The following is a 14987-nucleotide window of genomic DNA, read 5'->3' on the forward strand; positions in this document are numbered from 1 at the left end:
ATGACAACTGTGGCGACATACCCGGCCCGGACCACCAGCCTCCGCGGGCTGCGCAGCGACTGGTCCCGGCTGACAGGCCACACCGTGGAAGTGTGGCTGATGGGCGAGCATGTCATCACCGGCGTGGTCGAGCAGGCCGCCGATGATGATTCTGTGCTCTGGATAGCGGGGTCAGGAGCCTTTACGCGGAGGCTCTTCGACAAATCCACCGGCTACAAGGTCTGGGTGTAGGAAGGCTGGCTGGAATCAGTCCTGCCGGTCACGGCGGCCGTGCAACCCGGGCCCCCGGGATTCAAAACGTTCGCGGGTGAGGAACACCAGCTGCGCCTCCTTCTCGGCCAGCTGCACCCTGGCCCCGGCCTCAAACCCGAAGCCCGCGAGGCGCCCGATCGCCTTGCTGTTCCGGGCGTCCGGCTCCGCGACCACGCGGTCCTTGGCGGGGTCGGACAGCAGGAACCGGACCAGACCGCCCAGCAGGGTGGATGTGAAGTTCCGGACCGGACGGGCAGCCGGAGCGAGCAGCAGGTGCATCCCGGTATCTTCGGCACGGGCGGGGTAGGCCTCGGCCACCGGATCCTGCAGCGGCTCATAGGTCTGGAACAGGCCTACAGGCTCGTGGTCGAGGGACATCAGGAAGGCGTGATGCGTGTCCAGGCTGTCCACGAACAGGTAGATGTCCCGGACCTCGTCCCGGCTCATGGACTGCATGCCCCAGAACCTGGCCCGGTCCTCCCTGACCCAGCCGTGGAGCAGGTCGGCGTCACTGTCCGGGGCCAGCGGAATGAGCCGCAGCTTTCCCAGGCCGGGCAGTTCCTCCGTGAAGACGGCGTCCCGGGCGGAGAGCGGAGCGGCGGTGTCAGCGTGGGTCATGGTTCTCCTTGGTCAGCTGCTCCCAGTCGGTGATGACGGGGATGAGTTTGCCTTCCGCCCAAAGCGGCAGCTGGCTGGCAAAGTGCGGATCGTCCTGATGCCCCGCGGCGCCGAACGGCACGATCCAGCGGCTCGCCGCCCTGTCGGCCAGGTCCCAGACGTAGCGGGCCACGGGCCCGCGGAAGGACCTGTCGGTCACGCCGGGCAGGCTTTCGGTGGACAGGACGCAGCCGGTGTCACCGGACAGCTTCGTGGCCGGGACAGCGGGCGCCAGCCCGCGGGGTCCGTGATCGTCCAGGGCATGCAGCGGAAGGACGGTGTGGCTGGATCCCCAAGTGCCCGCAGGTGCTGCCGCGGCCACTTCCTCCAGCGCCTCGCGTGCGGCCCCGGCGACGTCGACGCCCGCGGCTGGACCGTCTGCGATCAGCGTTTCGAGTGCGAAGCCCACCCGCGACGCGGCGTAGAGCCAGGGCCCGAACAAGGGGGAGTGGGCGTGCGGTTCGGCCAGGGGCAGCAGTTTGGGCGTGCGCGCCAGGGCCAGGACCAGTGCTGAGCGCCAGGCCGCAAACACTCCGGCGTCACTGCTGTCCCCATCCATATGGCCGTCCCACAACAGCAGCCGTTCCCGGAGGGCACCCGCCGCACCGGACAGCGCAACGGGTTCCTGCAGCAGCGCGCGGAGCGCCGGCCAGGACCCGAGGTGCGTGTCCACATGGATCCGCCGCATGGCATCAGCATCCAGCCCCGGCCCCCGCTCCTCCAGCAGGTGCCTGATCCGCCGCGCCCGGTGGGCCGGGGCGAACTCGAGCCCCAGCTGGTCCCCGCCGCCGGAGTCACGGTCGTTGGCATTCACCGCGAGCTCGGGGACATGGGACCGTGGCAGCTTCTCCCACGCTCCCGTCCACTGGTGGTCCGCCGACCATCCCGGCACAGGGCGGACCCGGTTGAGCCGGTTCCGGGCCGGGACCTTCCCGGCGACCAGCTGGCGGACATCGCCTGTGGAATCGGCAACCAGCGCGCAGTTGACGGGCTCCACCCATGCCTCGAGCGCCGTCTCCACGTCCGCCGCGGAACGGCTCCGCAGGAGCGGCAGGAGGGCCTCGAACCCCAGCGTCCCTGCCGCCCGGGCGGGCGTCCGCAGACTCAGCGCACCGCCGTCGGCCCCTCCCGCAATGACCGGGCCGCGGGCAGTTTCGATCACGTCCACCGTCTCCGGGGCGGAGCCGCGGACCAGGATCTCTTCCTGATGGTGCGTGCGGACCGGCTCCCAGCCGTTTGGCCCCAAAGCCGACATCACGCCGTCGTCGTCCCGCAGCTGCTCGCGGAACAGGTCCTGGTAATCGGCCATCGCGTTGGTGACTGCCCACGCGGCTGACCCTGTGTGGCCGAAGTGCTGCACTCCGGGGACGCCCGGGAAAGCCAGCCCGACGGCGTCGAACTCCGGGCAGGCCAGCCGCACCTGCTGGTAAACGCCCGGCAGTTCCAGCAGCCGGTGCGGATCGCCGGCGATGAGCGGGGAACCGGACGCGGTCAGGCTTCCCGCGGCAGCCCACGCGTTGCTGCCCGCCCACACGGGGGCCTCGATGCTGAACAGGTCCACCGCGTCGTCGCCGAGCGTCGCAGCCACGTGTTCGCGCCAGAGCTTGTTCGGAAAGGTACCGAAAAGAATGTGATGGACCAGGAACACACCGAGCGGCGTCCAGGGCTCCCAGGCGGCGGGCGCGGTGTCCGTTGCGCGGAACTCGGGGGCGTCCCGGCGGCCGGTTTCCAGGGCACGGTTCACCCCGTCGACGTAGGCGGCGCACCAGCGCCGGGTGTCAGCGTCCAGGTTCCCGAAGCACCGGCGGGCGGTGTCGTCCAGCCGCATGCGCCGGGCAAACCGGTCCCAGTCCAGCCCGTCCGCGCCCAGATGCTCCGCGGTCCGGCCTTCCGAGCGCCAGCGTTCCATCTCGATCTGCCAGGACCGGTCAGTGGCGGCGTTGAAACCCTGAAGGAAAGACAGGTCGTTGGCGGAGTCTGCCCACAGGTGCGGAATTCCCCAGGTGTCCCGGAAAATCTCAGACGGCATAGGAGCGGAAGGGTCGCAGGGCGGTGCTGCATCGGTGGGTCACAGGATCTCCGGCGGTTAGGTAAGGCTTAGCTAACCAAAGGATAGGGGACGCGGCGGGTTCGCCAAAATGTTGCGTCAGAAAACGGAAACGTACGACGGCGGGAGGCGGCCGCCGTCGTCCGCTTCCGCAGTGCCCGGTTTTGGCTGTCTCCGGTAGATTTGTGCGCATGGTTCCGGGACTTGCCGACATAGGCGCAGAAGGCATTCTGCTCGCCGGGGCAGGCCGCGCCATTTTGCTGCAGATCGCAAACCCGGCCGTGGGTCACGGTGTGGCCGAGCACAGCCGCTTCACGGAGCGGCCGCTCGACCGGCTGCGCGGAACCCTCACGTATGTCTATGCCATCGTCTACGGCACCGACGGGCAGGTGGCAGCCGTCCGCCGCCGGGTAAACCGCGCCCATGCGCCGGTCCGGCGGGCCCCGGATGGAAGCTCCAAGGGGTACAACGCCTTTGATGCGGAGTCGCAGCTGTGGGTGGTGGCGACACTCTATGACACGGCCGTCACCGTCTTCGAGCGCGTCTACGGACCGCTCGACGACGAGACAGCCGACCTGATGTACCGCGACTACGCGAAACTCGGGACAGCGCTGCAGCTCCCGGCCGAACTGTGGCCGGCGGACCGCGCTGCGTTCCGCGCTTACTGGAACGGGCGCGTGCAGTCGCTCCGGGCCGACGACGCCGCCGTGCGGATCGCCCACGGCCTCCTCCATCCGCGGACCGGCCCGCTCTGGTACCGCGCGGTCATGCCGTTCGCCCGCTTTCTGACCGCAGGCTTCCTTCCCGATCACCTCCGCCAGGACTTTGGGCTGGCATGGAGCACAGGCCACGGACGCAGGTTCGACCTCACCATGCGGTGCACCGCCGTGGTTTACCCCCGGCTGCCGCAGCGGATCCGGCACTGGTTCAAGAACTACTGCCTGGGCCAGCTCGACGCCGCGTAGCTGCGTGGGCGCCATGCACGCGGTTAAGCGCGAACGAACACTTGGGGCCCTTGGAATTGGGCCTCAAGTGTTCGTTCGCGCAATCTGCGGCGGACATAAGAGCGACCAGGGTGCGTGCCGGGCACCGCGGGGCCCGTGGGTCCGGAATCGGCTTGGATGCCCAGGCCCTGTCAGTTGAACGGACGGCATTCCACTCATTGGACGCGATCCAGCGCATGGATTTCGTGCGCCAGCAAAGGGGGCGCCGTGCTACGACGCCCAACGCAGTCCAATTGAAGTCCGCGCTCACGTTGCTGAGCTGACGCAACTCCAGTTCGTCTCACGCAACGCAGATTCGGTTCCCGGCTTTGAACGTATTGCGCCCCGGGCGGGTTTGCCCTGTGGAATCTCGTCATCCCGCCAGTAGCGGGTAGGTCTTGACTGTGTCACAAATCACGCTTAGTCTTTTGCAACAGCGTTGCGCTGACTGCAACCCCGACAATTTGGTGGATTTATGAGCAACGGAACTTCCTACTCCGCACCGGCCGGAGGATTGGGCCCGGACCCGCATGACGGCCCCGGATCCGACCGCGCGACTCAGAGCGGCCAAACCTACGAACCGGCTGACAACGACGTCAGCAAAGAAACCCGCCGCAAGGTCATTGCGGCAAGCTTCATCGGCAACTTTGTCGAGTGGTTCGACTACGCCGTGTACGGCTACCTTGCGGTCACGATCGCCACGGTCTTCTTCCCCGAGTCGAATCCCCAGACCGGACTCTTACTGACCTTCGCACTGTTCGCGATTTCGTTCCTGGTACGCCCGCTCGGCGGGTTCGTCTGGGGCCACATCGGCGACAAAGTCGGCCGGCGGACCGCACTGTCTCTCTCAATCCTGATCATGTCCGGGGCTACGTTCTGCATAGCCCTGATCCCGGGCTATGACACGATCGGGATCTGGGCTCCGATCCTGCTCCTGATCATCCGGGTTGCGCAGGGCTTCTCCGCTTCCGGTGAGTACGCCGGAGCCTCAGCGTTCCTTGTGGAGTACGCTCCGGCCAACAAGAGGGGTCTCTACGCTGCAGTAGTTCCTGCCAGTACCGCCGCGGGACTTCTCTTCGGCTCCCTACTTGCAGGCCTTCTGACCACCATGCTCAGCGCCGACGCGATGCACAGCTGGGGCTGGCGCCTGCCGTTCCTGTTGGCCGCCCCTATGGGCCTGATCGGACGATACATCCGGACCAAGCTCGAAGACACCCCGGTGTTCCGCGAGCTTGCAGCAGTGGACGAAACCATCAAGGCGCCCGTGTCGGGCTTGTTCAAGAACCACTGGCGGCTGCTGCTTAAGGCCGTCGGCGCCGTGCTGCTCAACGCCGTCGGATTCTACGTGATCCTCAGCTACATGCCCACCTACCTGTCCTCCGAACTGGGCCTCGGCGCCACGGAATCCTTCCTCGCCACGACCATCGCACTAACTACCTACATCGGTTTCATCTTCCTGACCGGAATGCTCTCGGACCGGTACGGCCGCAAGAAAGTGCTCATCAGCGCCTCCATCACCTTCATCCTGCTGACCGTGCCCGCGTTCGCACTTCTGGGGACCGGGAACTTCCTGGTCATCGTCCTCGTCCAGATCCTGCTGGGCGCCATGCTGACCCTCAACGACGGCACGTTACCCAGCTTTCTGGCGGAGATGTTCCCCACCCGGGTCCGCTACAGCGGCTTCGCGGTTAGCTTCAATCTCTCCAACGCCCTGTTCGGCGGCACCGCCCCGTTCATGGCAACGCTCCTGATCGCTGCGACAGGCAATGACCTGGCCCCCGCGTGGTACCTCGTCGCAGCTGCAGTTATCTCCCTGATCGCCGTCGCGCTTTCCCGCGAAACGTGCAAGGAACCGCTCCGCCACGAGTAGCCAAGCCCGCTCCACCCGTTTTCACGTCAAGAACAGCACCACAGAAAGGCACCACAACAATGACCACCACAGCCTCTGAGAGCGCAACGTCCGTCGCCGAACTGGAGCGCACCAAGATACTGAACAACGGCGAGAAGGTCAGCCTGACGTTCTCCGACGCCGAGTTCGAGCGCAGGCTTGCCGGCCTTCGCCGGATCATGGCCGAGAAGGACCTGGACGCCGTCGTCCTGACCAGCTACCACTCCATCAAGTACTACTCCGACTTCCTGTTCACCACCTTCGGCCGCTCCTACGGCATGGTGGTCACCAAGGATGACACGGTCACGGTCACCGCCAACATCGACGCCGGCATGCCCTGGCGCCGCAGCTACGGCGACAACCTGGTCTACACGGACTGGCGCCGAGACAACTACATCTTCGCCATCCAGGAAGTCCTGCGGACCCGCGGCATCAACCCGCGCCGCATCGGCGTCGAAGATGACTCCCTGCCGCTGGATAACCGGAACAAGATCCAGGCAGCGTTCTCCGGCGCAACGCTCGTGGATGTGGCTCAGGCTGCGATGCGCCAGCGCATGATCAAGTCAGCGGAGGAAATCGAGGTCATCAAGCACGGTGCCCGCATCGGTGACCTCGGCGGCGAAGCGATCCGCAACGCCATCACCGCCGGCATCACCGAGTACGAGGTGGCGCTGATCGGTACCGAAGCCATGGTCCACGAGATCGCCAGGACGTTCCCCAACTCCGAAATCCGGGACACCTGGGTCTGGTTCCAGTCCGGAATCAACACGGACGGTGCGCACAACTGGGCCACCACCCGCAAGATCCAGGAACACGACATCCTGTCCCTGAACTGCTTCCCCATGACCTCCGGCTACTACACCGCACTGGAACGGACCCTGTTCTACGGTGAACCGGACGCCCGCTCGCTGGAACTGTGGAACATCAACGTGGAGGTCCACAAGCGCGGTCTGGAACTCATCAGGCCGGGTGCCGTCTGCAAGGACATCGCCGCTGAACTTAACGAGATCTACGTTGGCCACGGGCTCCTGGCTAACCGCACGTTTGGCTACGGACACTCCTTCGGCGTCCTCAGCCACTACTACGGACGCGAGGCGGGGCTGGAACTCCGCGAAGACATCGACACCGTCCTGGAGCCAGGCATGGTGGTCTCCATGGAACCCATGATCACAGTCCTTGACGGCCAGCCGGGCGCCGGCGGCTACCGCGAACACGACATCCTGGTGGTCGGCGACGACGGGGCCGAGAACATCACCAAGTTCACGTTCGGACCGGAATACAACATCATCGGAGCCTGATACTCCCCGCTGACGGAATCGGCGCCGCATTTGTTGCGGCGCCGCTTTCGTGTGTTCAGAACGACATCGCTGACGCCACATCCCTTAGGAGCGTGCTCAAGCGTTGAGCATCACCTTCAGTGCCATTGTCTCGGCGGCCCGTGAAAAGGTGTCGTATGCGTCTTCTATGTCGTTGAGATCGAATGCGTGACTCACGAATTGGTCGACGGGCAGCTTCTTCTGCGCGACGAGCTTGAGTAGCGTGCCGGTGGTGTTGGTATTCACCAGGCCTGTGGTGATGGTGACGTTCGAGATCCAGAGCCTGTCCAGCGGCAGGTCCACGCCAACGCCGTGTACGCCTGCGTTGGCGACGTGACCGGCAGGTCTGACGATGTCCAGGACCATGGCGAAGGTCTCCGGCAGTCCCACTGCTTCGATGGCAACATCGACTCCCAAGCCATCGGTGAGGGCCATCACCTGGTCTTTCCAGTCGGCATCTGACGACACGACGCCGTCTGTGGCTCCGAACCGTTTCGCCTGCTCGACGCGGTTCCGGTCGACGTCGACCGCGATGATTCGTGCCGGACCGTAGAGTTGCGCGGTGGCGATAGCGGCAAGCCCGACGGGACCGGCGCCGATGACGGCGATAACGTCCCCGGGCTTGACGGCGCCGTACTGCACGCCGATTTCGTGGCCCGTGGGCAGGATATCGGACAGCAATGTTCCCGCCTGGGAGCTGACGCCTTGGGGGATTTTGTAAACCGAAGTCTCCGCATACGGGACACGCACGAATTCGGCCTGTGTCCCGTTGATGAGGTGCCCGAGGATCCAGCCGATGCCCGGGGCGCCTTCGTCGCCCAGGCAATGGGAGAAGACCCCCTGTTTGCAGTAGTCGCAATGCCCGCATGCGGAGATGCAGGAGATGATCACGCGGTCGCCGATCGTGAGGCTGGTGACGGCTGACCCGATGTCGGTAATCGTGCCGACCCCCTCGTGCCCCAGGATGCGACCGTGTTCGACTGCCGGAACGTCACCTTTGAGGATGTGCAGGTCAGTGCCGCAGATGGTGGTCGTTTCGATTTTTACGATGATGTCGGTCGGCTTCTGAATCCTGGGATCCGGTACAACTTCCCAGGCTTTCTGGCCTGGACCGTGATAAACAAGCGCTTTCATGATCGTTCCTTCGATCGGCCAGGACGATCGCACCGGAGCGCTGCGGTCGGCGGTATCACTGTTTTGAGCGAGGCCCCAAGCGTATACCTCCCGGTCCCGGTCCCGCGGAGTAGGGTTTCGTCATGGACATCACCCTGGAAAGTGCCTGCGCCCAAGCAGCCCTCGCCGCACTGGACGGCCCGGGCTGACCATGCCCGGGGACCCTTTCCTGCGCCGCTGGGTTGTGTCCGTAACGCTCGCTGAAGCCGCGGGGTTTGCCATTCCCGCTATCGTTGGCGGCATCCTGAGCCTGCTCGCCGCGCCCGCCGCCGTGGTCTATCCCGCGATGGTCCTTGCCGGAGCCTGTGAAGGCGGCCTACTGGGATTCGGCCAGTCCTTCGGGTTCGGACCCGCCGTGCCCCGGCCGCCCTGGATATTCGCGACCGCTATGGGGGCTGCCGCCGCCTGGTCCATTGGGATGCTCCCCAGCAGCCTGGGCGGGATCGACTTTGGCTCACCCTTGGTGGTTGTCCTCGCAGCGGTGCTCGGCTGTTTGCTTCTGCTCTCCATCCCGACACTCCAATGGTTGGTCCTGCGCCGCCAAGGCGTGCAGACCGCTTTCTGGATTCCCGTCAACGCGGGCGCCTGGGCCGCGGGCATCCTGTGGACGCTGGCTCCGTCCCCCTTCATTGACGAAACCACCCCTGCGCCGGCCCTGTTCGGTGTCTACCTGCTGGCCGGGCTGCTGATGGCTGCCACCGTGGCAGTCCTGACGGGTTTCGCGGCACGGCGCATCGCTTCTCGCCGTTGACGCAGAGGCAGCCACGCCCTGGGTGTTTCCACGGTTCTTTGGCTGCACCCATGGTTGCCGAGGGCCGGAACGGGTACAACTAAGTCATGACGACCTCACCCCTGGTGCTCGGCCCCATGATGCGGTACGTGGATGAGACCTCGGCCAGTATCTGGGTGGAGACCAGAACTGCTGCCCGGGTGTCAGTCCGCGCCGGTGGCAGGAACTGGGAAGCAGGTACCTTCGCCGTGCACGGCCACCATTACGCACTGGTGGAGGCGGACGGACTGGACCCCGGATCGGTGCTGCCCTACACCCTGGAAATCGACGGTGCACAAGTCTGGCCCGAGCCGGCCTCCGGGTTTCCGCCCCCGGTGATCGCCACGCTGAAGCCCGGCAAGCCGCTGCGCATGGCCTACGGCTCCTGCCGCACCAGTGTCCCGCACGACGAATCCGGCAACAGGACGCACGGCGTCGACTCCCTCCGCGCCTACGCACTGGCGATGGCCGCCGGCGGTGAGCTGCCGTGGCCTGACCTGGTGGCCTTCCTCGGAGACCAGGTGTACGCAGACCTGACCAGCGAGCAGATGCAACAGTTCATTCGGGCCCGGCGCGACATCGAGGAGCCGCCCGGCGAGGAACTCCAGGACTACGAGGAATATGCCCACCTCTACAATCTCGCCTGGTCCGATCCTGCGAACAGGTGGCTGCTGTCCACCCTGCCCAGCGCCATGATCTTCGACGACCACGATATCCGCGACGACTGGAATGCATCGCTGAGCTGGAAGCGGTCCATCGAAGCCACCTCATGGTGGCATGGGCGGATTGTCTCGGGGCTGGCCTCCTACTGGGTCTACCAGCACCTGGGCAACCTCTCTCCGCAGGAGCGCCTGAAAGATGCCATCTGGCAGCGGATCGCCGGGCACCGCGGCGAGGCCGAGCCCGACATCAGCGCTGACCTGGACAACTTCGCGGAACGCGCAGACCGGGACCCGGAATCCTACCGGTGGAGTTACTGTCGGGATTTCGGCGACACCAGGCTGATAGTGGTTGACTCCCGGGCTGCCCGCAACCTGGATCCGGAAGCCCGTGCCCTGCTTGACGACGACGAAATGGCGTGGCTCGACGGCCAGATGCGCGGCGGATTCCGCCATCTGCTCGTGGCCACGTCGCTGCCTTTCCTGCTGCCCATGGGCCTGCACCACGTCGAGTCGTGGAATGAGGCCATATCGGAAGGCGCATGGGGGAAGCGCCCCGCCCGGGCGGGGGAGAAGCTGCGCCAGGCCGTTGACCTGGAACACTGGGCCGCCTTCCAAAAAAGCTTCCAGCAGGTGGCTGCCATGGCGGCTGAAGTGGCCGACGGCAAACGCGGACCGTCCCCGGACACCGTGACGTTCCTGTCCGGGGACGTGCACTTCTCCTATGTGGCGGAGGTGGAGCGGTCCTCGGGCAGCCGGATCATCCAGACCGTCTGTTCCCCGATCCGTAACCCCCTTCCCCGGCTGATGAGATACTTTGGCGCGGTCATGGCTTACGGCCTGGCGTCACCCGTGGGCGCCCTGGTGGCCCGCTCGGCGCGGGTGCCGGACCCGCCGTTCCGCTGGACACGCGTTGAGGGGCCATGGTTCACCAACAACCTGGCCACCCTCGAAGTTGTCAAGGAAGGGCTGAAACTGTGGTGGCAGACAGGCGTGGTGGAAGGCGGCGATGAACTGCACCCGCGGCTGGAAACTGTGGCGTCCTTTACCGTTGCTTCCCGGGAGGAGGGCGGGAGCCCGACTGCCGGGCGGGGTTTGGACAGGCTAACCCGCCGGCGCGCTGCACGGACCTAGCCTGCCCAGTGCACAGTGCCTTCGAGGTACCGCACGCACGTGCCGGACAGCAACGTCCGTTCCCCTTCCACCCGGCAGAGTACTGTGCCGCCGCGCGCCGAGAGCTGGCGGCCGGACAACACCATGCTGCCCAGCCTGCCGGCCCAAAGCGGTGCCAGCTGGGAGTGCGCCGAACCGGTCACCGGGTCCTCATCGATGCCGGCCCGGGCACCGAAGAACCGTGAGACGAAGTCATGGCCGGTCCCGTCACCCGCAGCGGTGACGACGACGCCGCGCACCGGCAATTTCGCAAGCGCCCCGAAGTCGGGGGTCAGGTTGCGCACCGTCTCGGCATCCCTGACGATGTGGATGAGGTCGGTGGCCAGGAAAGCCTCGAGTGCTGGAACGCCAAGGGCTTCGGTGACCGAGGGGTCAACGGCCACCGGTTCGGGCATTTCGGAAGGGAAGTCCAGGATGAAGCCGTCGCCGTCGCGCTCCACAAATAGCCAGCCGCTGCGGCTCCAGAACTGCAGCCGTTTGGCGTCAGGATGGACGTCCGTGAAGAGGTAGGAGGCTGCGGCCAGGGTCGCGTGACCGCAGAGGTCCACTTCAATGGCGGGCGTGAACCATCGGAGGTGGTAGGCCGGCTGTGACAGGTCGAAAGGTGGGGCCTCGCCGGGGATATCCGCCACGATGAAAGCCGTTTCGGAGAGGTTGTTCTCCGCCGCAAATTGCTGGAGGATACTGTCTTCCAGCCAGGCTTCAAGGGGCATCACCGCTGCTGGATTGCCCTCGAAGGGCTTGGTAGCGAAAGCATCGATCTGGATTAGGGGTATGTGCATGGCTTCCACCGTATGGGCAAACTGGACTGGAAATACAGGGCCAGTTTGAGAAAGTGGCTTTGGGTGGTTTCCCAGGAAGCGTCAGTCGTGCGTGCCCGCCAGCGCACTTGATAGCCTTGGGGCAACGGCGTTGCTTTCCGCGCAACACCAGCTCACTGTACAGATACCGGGAGTCCCTCGCATCATGAGTGCAACAGAATCCACCGACACTGCGGGCTCCGGCGACAGCAAGGGCGCATCCGTCCTCGTCAACGCCATTGCCGTGCTGAGGAGCTTCACTGTCGACGAGCCGTTGCTCGGCGTCACGGAAATCGCCAACCGCATCGGGCTGCACAAGAGCACCGTTTCCCGGATTCTGGCCACCTTCGAGCAGGAACACCTCGTCGAACGGGACGAGGAGACGCGCCGGTTCCGGCTGGGCCTGGGGCTGATCGCCGTGGCCGGCCCGCTCCTGGCCGACCTCGAGGAACGGCGGGTAGCCTACCCGGTCCTGCGCGAACTCGCGGAGCAGACCGGTGAAACCAGTGCGCTGATGGTCTGGAACGGGAACGAATCGATGTGCGTGGAGCAGATCTCGAGCCGGCAGCAGATTAAGCACACCACCCCGCTGGGCGCCCGCTACGGCGATGCGATGAGCGCGTCCGTCCAGGTGTTCCTCGCAGGGCAACCGGAGGAACGCGTCAGGTCCCTGCTCCGCAGCGGCACCATCACGCTGCCGGGCCTGGACGACGCGGGTCTCGATGCCTACCTGGTCCGGCTCAAGGAAGGGACAGCCAGGGGCTGGGCCGTCAACTACGGCGAATCATCCGTCGACGAAGTGGGTGTTGCCGCGCCGGTCTACGACCACCGGGGCGATGTGGTTGCCGCGGTCCTGGTTCCGGCGCCACGGTTCAGGGTCTCCGCCGAGAGGCTCCAGAGCCTGGGCGAAGCCTGTGCCGCGGCTGCGCAGAAGGTTACGGCGCGGCTGGGCGGCCGCCCGCTCTGACCGTTTCGTGCAGTGCGAACCTACACTTGTGGCCCTGGAATCGAGGGGCCTCAACTGTACGTTCGCGCTGAGTCCTCACGACTCCAGGAAGCCGCCGCTGGCCCAGCGCCTCAGCGCCGTCCGCTCGCCGTCGTCGAACTCCATCAGCGCCACCCGGCACAGCTCTTCGACATCTTCGGTCCAGGCCGCTGCGAGCCCATCCGCCGTGGCGGTCTCGTCCAGCTGGTAATTGACGTAGCCCAGGCCCTGGATCACGAAGTTCACGGCACCGCGTGACACCGGCTGGCCTGCCGTGACGCAGTCATCGCGGACCAGCCGGGACAGGTCGCTGCGGTTGACCGGCTGCTCCTGGAGCCTGGCTGCCATCGCCTGGAACAGCTGCCGGAACTGGGCTTCGGAAAGGGCCGGCACATCGGTAACCCGGGCGACCCGCTCCTCAATGCCGGGTTCGACCTCGGCCTCAACGGGGAGGTCGTCACTGGAAAACCGCTGCGCGTCCCAGACCCAGCCGCCGCGCGAGGGGGAGTATTCAACGCCCTGGCCGATCTGCGCCACCCACGTCCCGAACTTACCGAAGCCGCCCCAGTCCGTCTTCAGCGAAGGGTCCACCGTAAGCGCCCTGTGGGCGACCATGGCGCCGACAACCGGGCCCGGGGCCGTGCGGACCAGGTCGCAGACCTCCCGGATCGCGGCAGAAACATGCTTGGTTTTCGTTTTCGGCTTTACCTTCGCGGCTCCCTGCGCCTCCTTCTGCGGCAGGCCGGACCCCACCGCCCGGAGGGGCTCCACGATGCTGCCGTTGAGGATGGCCACGAAGTCGTGGGACTCCACCACGTTGTCCGCCATCTCGCGGTACGCGAAGGCCACGGCGCCGGCGGCGATGACAGTGGTCAGCTTGTCGGCAGCGCGGAAACGCTGGATCAGGGACGTGAAATCGGCGTCGGCCGAGGCGATGAAGAACTCGTCAATTTCACTCACGCCGGTCAGTGTGTCCATGGCGTCGAGGACAAGGTTGATGTCGGTACTGCTCTTGCCCCGCTGCGTCAGCGACGGGCAGTCGATGACGCGAAAACCCGCCCTCGTCCAGTACGTCCGGTACTTCGAGAACGCCACCGGGTTCAGGTAGCAGTTGCGGATCAGGAAGCGGCGTGAATTCTCACCGGGCCCGCCGGCCGACAGCGCGTCAGCCCAGTGCTTGGGGTCTTCGGCGAACCGCCTCGCCGCCTGAGGATCCAGGGCCTGAAGGCCCAGGTAGACGTTGTCGAAATCGACAAACATCGCTGCCCGGAGACCCGGCCGACGGGTGGTGGAGTGCGCCTCAGTCATTGGCTCAGTGTGCCAGTAATGGGGGACGGGAAGGAACACCTCAGGCTGGCGGCCCGCCTCCGCTTAAGGGAAGCGGACGACGGCGGGAGGTCCCGCCGTCGTCCACTGCCTGGGATTCCTAGCGGGTGACTTCCTCGAACGTCGCGCCCTGGGGCACGTTGCGGCTCAGGCCCACGGTGAAGGTGTTGGGTCCGCTGCGGGTGACGGCGATGCCGCACTTGGCGGCCTTGGCCCGGGGAGTGAGGTCCTGCACGGCGGCGTCGATGGTGTGGTCGATGGCCGAGCGGTCCCAGATTTTCAGCGTTACGGAATCAGTGGTTTCAAACGTCATTGTCAGTACTTTCACTCATGCAGTCGACGGCCCCACGTCGTTGTTTGGAGCCGCATCCTCGTCGGTGAGGATTGCTGGTTCAGGTAGGCGGGAAATGAATTCCCTTGTTTATGGTTCACGCTGGCAGGCGGCATTGACAACCGAAAAGCCGAAAATGTGACCGATTACACGCGCACGCTGACCGTGAAAATGTTCGGACCGCTGCAGTGCACGGCGATGCTCGATTTGGCGGTTTTCGCCCGGCCGGCCAGGTCCTGCACCACTGTTTCGAGGGTGTGGTCGATGGCGGAACGGTCCCAGATTTTCAGGGTCACGGAGTGGTCAGTTTCGAACGTCATTGTCAGTACTTCCATTCAAGGCGGTTGACGGCCCCAGGCTTCATCGCAGGGCCGCGTCTTCGGCGGTGAGGACAGGGAATACGACTATAGGAAAGCGCATTCCCAAATCCATGGTGCGGTGTGCCGAACCGTAAATGCAAGCGGATTCAGGCCGATGTGACCGATTCCACGCTGGCCGTGGACGGCGAATTTCAGCAGGGGTAGTCTTCAGGTGGGGCACGCACTTAACACATCGCCCCGCCTGTGAAGGCGCCTTTATCCCTTGCTTGGCGCCGCGTCTTGGCCCACGCCCTGGGGGCAACGGACAG

General features: G+C 65.5%; 14 protein-coding genes. 7 read left to right on the plus strand and 7 right to left on the minus strand.

Annotated elements, in window-relative coordinates:
* A complete protein-coding gene (locus J2X42_RS18610) occupies positions 1-231 on the plus strand; it encodes a hypothetical protein (RefSeq protein ID WP_310167337.1) in 231 nt (76 codons plus the stop codon).
* A gap of 15 nt (positions 232-246) precedes the next feature.
* Here the strand turns inward: J2X42_RS18610 and J2X42_RS18615 are convergent, their stop codons facing one another.
* Both J2X42_RS18615 and J2X42_RS18620 read right to left on the minus strand, forming a co-directional pair.
* Positions 247-870 (minus strand): GNAT family N-acetyltransferase, encoded by a 624-nt coding sequence (locus tag J2X42_RS18615; RefSeq protein WP_310167338.1) that lies wholly within the window; start codon positions 868-870, stop codon positions 247-249.
* Positions 857-2938: a penicillin acylase family protein gene (locus tag J2X42_RS18620; protein WP_310167339.1), complete on the minus strand. Its 2082-nt coding sequence runs from the start codon at positions 2936-2938 to the stop codon at positions 857-859. The genes J2X42_RS18615 and J2X42_RS18620 overlap by 14 nt, the downstream gene beginning before the upstream one ends.
* 209 nt (positions 2939-3147) lie before the next feature.
* Here J2X42_RS18620 and J2X42_RS18625 point away from each other — a divergent pair, with 209 nt between their 5' ends.
* The 3 genes from J2X42_RS18625 (at position 3148) to J2X42_RS18635 (ending at position 7125) form a co-directional block, all read left to right on the plus strand.
* Complete coding sequence (locus J2X42_RS18625; protein ID WP_310167340.1) at positions 3148-3921, plus strand: oxygenase MpaB family protein; 774 nt, start codon at positions 3148-3150, stop codon at positions 3919-3921.
* Between the two features lie 493 nt (positions 3922-4414).
* Positions 4415-5809, plus strand: coding sequence for an MFS transporter (locus tag J2X42_RS18630; protein WP_310167341.1), 1395 nt, complete (start codon positions 4415-4417; stop codon positions 5807-5809).
* A 59-nt stretch (positions 5810-5868) separates the two neighbouring features.
* Positions 5869-7125: an aminopeptidase P family protein gene (locus J2X42_RS18635; protein ID WP_310167342.1), complete on the plus strand. Its 1257-nt coding sequence runs from the start codon at positions 5869-5871 to the stop codon at positions 7123-7125.
* Positions 7126-7221: 96 nt separating this feature from the next.
* On the opposite strand, the gene J2X42_RS18640 is transcribed toward J2X42_RS18635, so the two are convergent.
* A complete protein-coding gene (locus tag J2X42_RS18640) occupies positions 7222-8277 on the minus strand; it encodes a zinc-dependent alcohol dehydrogenase family protein (RefSeq protein WP_310167343.1) in 1056 nt (351 codons plus the stop codon).
* A 190-nt stretch (positions 8278-8467) separates the two neighbouring features.
* On the opposite strand from J2X42_RS18640, the gene J2X42_RS18645 reads away from it, so the two are divergent.
* Together J2X42_RS18645 and J2X42_RS18650 are read left to right on the plus strand one after the other, a co-directional pair.
* A complete protein-coding gene (locus J2X42_RS18645; RefSeq protein WP_310167344.1) occupies positions 8468-9067 on the plus strand; it encodes a hypothetical protein in 600 nt (199 codons plus the stop codon).
* Between the two features lie 86 nt (positions 9068-9153).
* Positions 9154-10878 (plus strand): alkaline phosphatase D family protein, encoded by a 1725-nt coding sequence (locus J2X42_RS18650; RefSeq protein WP_310167345.1) that lies wholly within the window; start codon positions 9154-9156, stop codon positions 10876-10878.
* On the opposite strand, the gene J2X42_RS18655 is transcribed toward J2X42_RS18650, so the two are convergent.
* Entirely contained in the window at positions 10875-11699 is an 825-nt protein-coding gene (locus J2X42_RS18655) for a PhzF family phenazine biosynthesis protein (RefSeq protein WP_310167346.1), read from the minus strand. The genes J2X42_RS18650 and J2X42_RS18655 overlap by 4 nt on opposite strands.
* Positions 11700-11883: 184 nt before the next feature.
* On the opposite strand from J2X42_RS18655, the gene J2X42_RS18660 reads away from it, so the two are divergent.
* Positions 11884-12684, plus strand: a complete 801-nt coding sequence (locus J2X42_RS18660; protein WP_310167347.1) for an IclR family transcriptional regulator — start codon at positions 11884-11886, stop codon at positions 12682-12684.
* A 75-nt stretch (positions 12685-12759) separates the two neighbouring features.
* Here J2X42_RS18660 and J2X42_RS18665 read toward each other — a convergent pair whose 3' ends face one another.
* The 3 genes from J2X42_RS18665 to J2X42_RS18675 all read right to left on the minus strand — a co-directional run bounded on the left by J2X42_RS18665 (position 12760) and on the right by J2X42_RS18675 (position 14679).
* On the minus strand, positions 12760-14010 hold the full coding sequence (locus J2X42_RS18665; protein WP_310167348.1) for an NYN domain-containing protein: 1251 nt from the start codon (positions 14008-14010) through the stop codon (positions 12760-12762).
* A gap of 118 nt (positions 14011-14128) precedes the next feature.
* The gene (locus tag J2X42_RS18670; protein ID WP_310167349.1) at positions 14129-14341 is read right to left on the minus strand and encodes a hypothetical protein; all 213 of its coding nucleotides are present in this window, start codon (positions 14339-14341) and stop codon (positions 14129-14131) included.
* A gap of 164 nt (positions 14342-14505) precedes the next feature.
* Complete coding sequence (locus J2X42_RS18675) at positions 14506-14679, minus strand: hypothetical protein (protein WP_310167350.1); 174 nt, start codon at positions 14677-14679, stop codon at positions 14506-14508.
* Positions 14680-14987: the final 308 nt, after the last annotated feature.

The sequence above is a fragment of the Arthrobacter sp. BE255 genome, from assembly GCF_031457335.1.
Taxonomy (GTDB): Bacteria; Actinomycetota; Actinomycetes; order Actinomycetales; family Micrococcaceae; genus Arthrobacter.

Bases quoted from the DNA above. Each gene is read 5' to 3' on its own strand.
- J2X42_RS18670 (WP_310167349.1), bottom strand. From the start codon at position 14,341: ATGACGTTTGAAACCACTGATTCCGTAACGCTGAAAATCTGGGACCGC.
- J2X42_RS18665 (WP_310167348.1), bottom strand. From the start codon at position 14,010: ATGACTGAGGCGCACTCCACCACCCGTCGGCCGGGTCTCCGGGCAGCG.
- J2X42_RS18610 (WP_310167337.1), top strand. From the start codon at position 1: ATGACAACTGTGGCGACATACCCGGCCCGGACCACCAGCCTCCGCGGG.
- J2X42_RS18635 (WP_310167342.1), top strand. From the start codon at position 5,869: ATGACCACCACAGCCTCTGAGAGCGCAACGTCCGTCGCCGAACTGGAG.
- J2X42_RS18675 (WP_310167350.1), bottom strand. From the start codon at position 14,679: ATGACGTTCGAAACTGACCACTCCGTGACCCTGAAAATCTGGGACCGT.
- J2X42_RS18645 (WP_310167344.1), top strand. From the start codon at position 8,468: ATGCCCGGGGACCCTTTCCTGCGCCGCTGGGTTGTGTCCGTAACGCTC.
- J2X42_RS18640 (WP_310167343.1), bottom strand. From the start codon at position 8,277: ATGAAAGCGCTTGTTTATCACGGTCCAGGCCAGAAAGCCTGGGAAGTT.
- J2X42_RS18625 (WP_310167340.1), top strand. From the start codon at position 3,148: ATGGTTCCGGGACTTGCCGACATAGGCGCAGAAGGCATTCTGCTCGCC.
- J2X42_RS18655 (WP_310167346.1), bottom strand. From the start codon at position 11,699: ATGCACATACCCCTAATCCAGATCGATGCTTTCGCTACCAAGCCCTTC.
- J2X42_RS18650 (WP_310167345.1), top strand. From the start codon at position 9,154: ATGACGACCTCACCCCTGGTGCTCGGCCCCATGATGCGGTACGTGGAT.
- J2X42_RS18620 (WP_310167339.1), bottom strand. From the start codon at position 2,938: ATGCCGTCTGAGATTTTCCGGGACACCTGGGGAATTCCGCACCTGTGG.
- J2X42_RS18615 (WP_310167338.1), bottom strand. From the start codon at position 870: ATGACCCACGCTGACACCGCCGCTCCGCTCTCCGCCCGGGACGCCGTC.
- J2X42_RS18630 (WP_310167341.1), top strand. From the start codon at position 4,415: ATGAGCAACGGAACTTCCTACTCCGCACCGGCCGGAGGATTGGGCCCG.
- J2X42_RS18660 (WP_310167347.1), top strand. From the start codon at position 11,884: ATGAGTGCAACAGAATCCACCGACACTGCGGGCTCCGGCGACAGCAAG.